This is a genomic window from Paenibacillus sp. sgz302190 (genome assembly GCF_059820445.1).
The window spans coordinates 59,205-65,405 of sequence record NZ_JBZYAO010000045.1; the positions used below are offsets into that span (position 1 = coordinate 59,205).

5 protein-coding genes, 1 rRNA gene and 1 riboswitch are annotated in these 6,201 nt (G+C 48.8%); of the genes, 3 read left to right on the top strand and 3 right to left on the bottom strand.

The window, feature by feature from the left end:
- Nucleotides 1-15 precede the first annotated feature (15 nt).
- Both mcsA and AC6RNO_RS31975 read right to left on the bottom strand, forming a co-directional pair.
- Entirely contained in the window at nt 16-528 is a 513-nt protein-coding gene (gene mcsA, locus AC6RNO_RS31970) for a protein-arginine kinase activator protein McsA (RefSeq protein WP_474686251.1), read from the bottom strand.
- A gap of 16 nt (nt 529-544) precedes the next feature.
- Nucleotides 545-1,006, bottom strand: coding sequence for a CtsR family transcriptional regulator (locus AC6RNO_RS31975; RefSeq protein WP_488438192.1), 462 nt, complete (start codon nt 1,004-1,006; stop codon nt 545-547).
- Between the two features lie 253 nt (nt 1,007-1,259).
- A riboswitch (M-box (ykoK) riboswitch) is annotated at nt 1,260-1,434 on the top strand.
- A 330-nt stretch (nt 1,435-1,764) separates the two neighbouring features.
- Between AC6RNO_RS31975 and AC6RNO_RS31980 the strand changes: the two genes are divergently transcribed.
- Genes AC6RNO_RS31980 through AC6RNO_RS31990 form a run of 3 tightly spaced genes read left to right on the top strand, consistent with a single transcriptional unit; the run spans nt 1,765 to nt 5,986 of the window.
- The gene (locus AC6RNO_RS31980) at nt 1,765-3,489 is read left to right on the top strand and encodes an ABC transporter permease (protein ID WP_474686247.1); all 1,725 of its coding nucleotides are present in this window, start codon (nt 1,765-1,767) and stop codon (nt 3,487-3,489) included.
- Between the two features lie 13 nt (nt 3,490-3,502).
- Nucleotides 3,503-4,807 (top strand): AAA-associated domain-containing protein, encoded by a 1,305-nt coding sequence (locus tag AC6RNO_RS31985; protein ID WP_497107890.1) that lies wholly within the window; start codon nt 3,503-3,505, stop codon nt 4,805-4,807.
- Nucleotides 4,808-4,837: 30 nt separating this feature from the next.
- A complete protein-coding gene (locus AC6RNO_RS31990; RefSeq protein WP_474686243.1) occupies nt 4,838-5,986 on the top strand; it encodes an FtsW/RodA/SpoVE family cell cycle protein in 1,149 nt (382 codons plus the stop codon).
- Nucleotides 5,987-6,102: 116 nt separating this feature from the next.
- Here the strand turns inward: AC6RNO_RS31990 and rrf are convergent.
- Nucleotides 6,103-6,201, bottom strand: a 5S ribosomal RNA gene (gene rrf / locus AC6RNO_RS31995); the annotation flags it as partial.

Genomic DNA, 6,201 nt, shown 5'->3' on the forward strand with positions numbered 1-6,201 from the left:
ACCCTCCTCAAGACCCTAATTTCCGGCGATCTTCTTTTCGATTTCCCGAATTTGATCGCGGATTTTAGCCGCCTGCTCGAACTCTTCGCTTTCGATGCGGGTCATCATTTCCTTTTTGAGACTTTCGATTTCCCGCTTGTATTGAACAAGTCCTCCGGTGCGTTTGGGAACTTTGCCTACATGAACCGTGTTGCCGTGCACTCTTTTGAACAGAGGATCTAATTTCTCCGAAAAGCTTTGGTAGCATGAACCGCAGCCGAATCGCCCGAGCTTGCTGAATTGGGTGTAGGTGAGACCGCAATGTTCGCAGCGCACCGACTGCGGCTTGGCAGAAGCGACCGACGAAGGCTCAAAATCCAGAAGTCCCGACAACAAATTGTGGATGGAAAATCCGTTGGAAGAGCCCGGAATCATCTCGCCCTTCTCGCGGGCGCAAGTTTCGCAAATGTGAAACTCGTTTTTGTCGCCGTTTATGATCTTGGTGAAATGAAGCGTCGCCGGCCGTTTGCCGCACTCCTGACAAATCATAAAGTGTACCCCTCCCTCATTTGCTCAGCAAGGATATCAGCATTGCCTTAAGAATATTAGCGCGGATTTCATCCCGCAGCGGGAGCTTGAAGGTCAGCACATCCCTGGAGATAGCCGCCTTGATCAGATTGGCCTCACGTGCAGAAATAAAATGGCCTTCCTGCAGCTGATAAATAAGTCCCTCGGAGGCGACCTGATCTATGTGAGTGTGAATCGTCCGAAAAATGTGATCGAGTATGGAGCCGTGCTGACGCAGCTCGATTTTCTGGATGCGAATATAGCCGCCGCCCCCGCGCTTGCTTTCCACAATGTATCCCTTCTCCAAAGTAAACCGGGTGCTGATAACGTAGTTGATTTGGGACGGAACGCATTGGAACTGATCGGCAAGCTCATTGCGCTGAATCTCGATCGCTCCTTCGGGACTTTGCAGCAAAACTTGTTTCAAGTACTGCTCGATAATTTCTGAAACATTACGCATCAATTCATCCTCCCAGAATTCTAGAAGTAAATTGACTTTGACTTTCTTTGACCTTAACTAAATTATAATCATTTCCTTTCTTTTTGACAAGTGTTGCTGTTAAAAAGTATTTTGCGCCTGATTTGCGGCCCTACACTCAGTATTTACAAAATTACTCCAACTTAACGTCACGGCGCTTTCCAATTGATTCTTTTTTGCTTTTTTTGCTATTGACAAGCAAGCGTACTTAGGAGTACGATTTCAAAGGAATTAAATATGTCCTCGTTAGGTGAGGCTCCTATACAAACATAGGCCACTGCCCGGAAATATCGAAAGATGCCAATGGGTAGAACAGGAACTGCCGGATTAAGGCTTTTCTTAAGGTGGCTAAGCGAACGAACGTTCGCTTTACGTTGTATAGTGTCAAAACTGGACTAGGGGGAGCCGTTTTATTGCCTTGTAAACGCATGCCCTCTGGGACCAATCCCTGAGGGCTTTCATATTGTATGTACAAAGGGGGGAAACTGGAAATGGACAGTAGTAGTCGAATGCGACAGATGAATAGCTTGCCATATGCATTGTTAGCTAGGAAACGTGTGCATCCATTATTCAGCGTACCCTCAGATCGTCATCAAGCATGTTCAAAGCCCGGCTTGCCCAAGGGCTTGTTCTGCCGCTGATTCATCTGATAATCAATCTGAATAGATGGAATATTTGCGCTCTCCTCCTGCCAATTGCAGGGGAGAGTTTTTTTATTTCGCCCAAAGGGGGTTATCACGATGAAATGGAACGGCTTCTCCACCATCAACAGCAAACGTAAGTTCGGTTTGGCGGACATCATCGTCTTTCTCATGCTTATGTCCATTCTTTATATGGCTGCCCAGCTTGGCGCCGGTATGCGCGCCCCATTTTCTCCAAGCCAGCAGCCTGTTATGAACCTTGACCCCTATCTGCTTCCTTATTACGCGGGGCGCTCGCTTTTGAGAATGTTCATCGCCTTCGGCGCTTCGTTATTGTTTACGTTCGTATACGGGCGAATCGCCGCGAACAACCGGATTGCCGAGAAAATTATGATCCCTGCGCTCGACATCCTGCAATCCGTGCCTGTGCTCGGTTTCCTGTCGGCAACCGTCTTGATGTTCATGGCGCTTTTTCCCGGCAGTCTGCTCGGCGTCGAATGCGCTTCGATCTTTGCCATATTCACCGGTCAGGTATGGAATATGACATTCAGCTTCTACCACTCGCTGACGACGATACCGCGGGCGCTGGACGAAGCAGCCAGTATTCACCGGCTTGGCCGGTGGCCGCGCTTTACCAAGCTCGAAGTGCCCTTTTCCATGTTGGGGCTCGTGTGGAACAGCATGATGTCTTTCGGCGGAGGCTGGTTTTTTCTCGCGGCCAGCGAATCGATCAGCGTGCTCAATCAAGACATTCATCTGCCCGGCATCGGATCTTACATGGCTTTGGCCGCCGATCAAGGAAACGTGAAAGCCATTGTATACGCCATTATCACTATGGTCATTCTGATTATTCTGGTAGACCAGCTGTTCTGGCGGCCGATCGTCGCTTGGGCGCAAAAATTCAAGAACGAGCAAACGGAAGCGGGCGAAGTGCCGCAATCCTGGGTATACGATATCCTCAAACGCGCCAGATTCGTTCGCTACGCTAATCATGCCGCCGGAACCTTTTTTCACGACCTAAGCAGTCGTTTCAAAAAGCGAAGCGCCGCCATCCATTGGCCGAAACCGCCTGCACTCGCATCCAAAATAGCGGTCCGGCTAATCGGAATCGTCATCATTTTGTTCGTCGCGAGGTATGTGTATGAAGCTCTGCTCGAAATCGTACAGTTAAGCTGGAAGGAATTGTTGCGGGTTGTCGGACTCGGGCTTTTAACGGCTCTTCGCGTATTCGTGGCAACGCTGCTGGCCGCAGCATGGACGGTTCCGGTCGGGGTCATGATCGGGATGAGTCCCAAACTATCCAGGATTGCTCAGCCTGTTGTGCAGGTCCTCGCTTCTTTTCCGGCCAATATGGCTTTCCCGTTGTTCGCCATCCTGTACCTGAAGCTTGGGATCAGCATGGATATCGGCGCTGTTCCTCTCATGATGCTGGGAACGCAGTGGTACATCCTGTTCAACGTCATCGCCGGAGCGATGGCTATTCCTTCCGATTTGAAAGAAGCTGCATCTATTTTGCGTTTGTCGCGTCTACAAACATGGGTGAAGTTAATTTTGCCGAGCATATTTCCTTTTCTCATTACGGGATGCATAACCGCCAGCGGCGGCGCTTGGAACGCAAGCATCGTATCCGAGCTCGTCTCGTGGAAAAACAACAACCTGCAAGCGTCCGGGTTAGGAACATTCATTACCGAGGCGACAACCAAAGGAGATTGGCCGCAAATCATTTGGGGAATTATCGTGATGTGCCTGCTGGTCGTTCTGGTCAATCGCTTGGTGTGGCGCAAGCTGTACGCCGTCTCCGAGAAAAAATATCATTTGGAATAGAGGTGTCTTCACCATGAAACATGCATTGATCGAACTGCAGCAAGTTCTCAAACATTACGATATGCCGGGCTCGGCCGGCGCCAACATCCTGGAGGATATCCATCTGAAAATAACGGAAGGCGAGTTTGTCTCCATCCTGGGTCCATCCGGTTCGGGCAAATCCACTCTGCTTCGAATCATTGCCGGGCTCATCCCTCCCTCTCAGGGAGCCGTCTTTTATAACGGTAAAGAAGTACGGGGGACTAATCCCGGAGTCGGCATGGTCTTTCAGTCTTTTGCGCTTTTTCCGTGGCTGACCGTGCTGGAGAACGTAAAACTGGGGCTTGAAAATAAACCGCTGACGGAAGCGGACAAAATGCGCAAAGCCCTCTCAATCATCGATATGGTCGGATTGGACGGATTCGAAAGTGCCTATCCGAAAGAACTGTCGGGAGGGATGAGGCAGCGTGTCGGCATTGGCCGCGCTTTAGTGATGGAGCCCGACATTTTGCTGATGGATGAGCCTTTTTCGGCCTTGGACGTTCTGACCGCGGAGAACCTCAAACGCGACTTGCTTGAACTATGGACGGAAAAGAAGATTCCTACGAAGTCCATTATTATGGTCACGCACAGCATCGAAGAAGCGGTGTACATGTCCGATCGGGCCATCGTCCTGTCTCGCGACCCTGCCCGGGTCATCGCCGATATTCCCATTTCCATGCCTCATTGGCGAAACAAGCAGGAGCCGCACTTTACAGGCCTTGTCGACAAAATTTATTCTATTTTGACCAAACGCGAAATGAAGCCGGATGAACCGTTTGGCGGGCAAAAGAAAAAGATCGAAAAAGTGCCGAAAGTGCCGGCCGGTGCATTAACGGGATTTATCGAATTGATCGACGATCTCGGGAAAACGGTCGATTTATATAAGCTGGCCGATCAATTAAGCCTGAATCTTGAAGACTTTTTGCCCATTGTCGAAGCCGCGCAGATGCTCGGGTTTGCCAGCATACAACACGGAGATATCGAATTAACGGAGATTGGGCGCCATTTTGCCGATGCCAGCGTTCTGGACAGGAAAGAAATTTTCAAAAAACAGGTGCTGCATCACGTCCCCATGATTGAAAAAATCATCTGGATCTTGCATTCCAAGTCCAATAACAAAATGGAGCGGGAGTTTTTCGTGGAAATTTTTGAAAAGCACTTTGGTTCGGAAGAAGCCGCCCATCAGTTGGATATTTTGATTGACTGGGGACGGTACGCCGAATTGTACGCCTATGACGAAAAAGCGAAAAACCTCTATCTTGAACACGATGCAACTGCAGCATCAGAAAATATGTAACCCGGAAACAAATGAAAGGAAGGGTGGCGCATGCTCCAGGAACTGCTGCTAAGAGCGAAAAAATTAGACCCTGTTATTATCTCCTTATTGATATGTTTTATGGCGATCAGCACGATTGCAATTTATAGCGCCACGAATAACACGAAGTATGCCGGGCTGCATATATCGAATTTGGTTATGTTTGCCGTCTTGTTTGTGCCCATGTTGGCCCTCGCCATGATCGATTACAGGGGTATCGTGCGCCACTTATCCGTATATCTTTATATATTCAGCGTCCTTTTGCTAGTTTTCGTCAAGTTTAAAGGGATGAATATTAACGGGTCCCAACGTTGGATTAACCTTCATTTCATGCAATTTCAGCCGTCGGAGCTGGCCAAAGTATTCGTCATCCTGCTGTTGGCGAAAATGATTGAAAAACGCAGCGGAGACTATCTGCGATTCTTTCGAGATATCGTTCCAATGCTGGCCATTGTAGGCATACCGTTTCTGCTCATCATGGATCAGCCCGATATGGGGACATCGATCGTTTTTATTTGTATATTGATCGGCATGCTGTGGATCGGCATGATTCGTGTAAAACATGGACTTATCGGCTTTATCACCTTTATCGTAATTGTCGGCAGCATAACGGCCTTATATTTCGTAGACACGCCTGTTTTCAACAAAATCATAAAAACACACCAGCTTCACAGAATTCAGACCTTTCTGGACCCGACTCTGGATCCGGATCAAAGTTATCATGTTGTCAATTCCATGAGAGCGGTCAGTTCCGGCCAGCTTATGGGCGAAGGCTACCTCAAGGGCAAAATGGTGCAAAGCGGATATATCCCTTATGATTATGCCGACTCGATTTATGTCGTTATCGGTGAGGAATTCGGCTTCATAGGCTCAGCCGTGCTGCTGCTGCTCTATTTTCTACTGATTTATCGAATGATTCTTATTGCGATCAGATGCGAGGATTTAGCCGGATCTTATATAATTATCGGCGTGGTATCGATGTTTACGCTGCAAATTTTTGAGAACATCGCCATGCATACCGGGTTAATGCCGCTTACGGGAATCGCGCTCCCTTTTGTCAGCTATGGAGGAAGTTCTTTAATGAGCAACATGCTGTCCATGGGGCTGGTCCTCAGCATCGTCGTGCATCAATCAAAACCTTTTCATTTCGGGGAAAAATGAAAATATTGTCCGCCTCTGAATGTCGTCGGGGGGCGGCCCTTTCGGGGGCGTTTCTCTTCGGCCGGATACAAAAATAGCCTTCTTGAGATTGTTTTCTCAAGAAGGCTATTTGCAGTGCTTGGCAACGTTCTACTCTCCCAGAACCCTTCGGTTCAAGTACCATCGACGCTGGAGGGCTTAACGGTCGTGTTCGAGATGGGAACGCGTGGATCCCC

Bases quoted from the DNA above. Each gene is read 5' to 3' on its own strand.
- mcsA (WP_474686251.1), bottom strand. From the start codon at position 528: ATGATTTGTCAGGAGTGCGGCAAACGGCCGGCGACGCTTCATTTCACC.
- AC6RNO_RS31975 (WP_488438192.1), bottom strand. From the start codon at position 1,006: ATGCGTAATGTTTCAGAAATTATCGAGCAGTACTTGAAACAAGTTTTG.
- AC6RNO_RS31980 (WP_474686247.1), top strand. From the start codon at position 1,765: ATGAAATGGAACGGCTTCTCCACCATCAACAGCAAACGTAAGTTCGGT.
- AC6RNO_RS31985 (WP_497107890.1), top strand. From the start codon at position 3,503: ATGAAACATGCATTGATCGAACTGCAGCAAGTTCTCAAACATTACGAT.
- AC6RNO_RS31990 (WP_474686243.1), top strand. From the start codon at position 4,838: ATGCTCCAGGAACTGCTGCTAAGAGCGAAAAAATTAGACCCTGTTATT.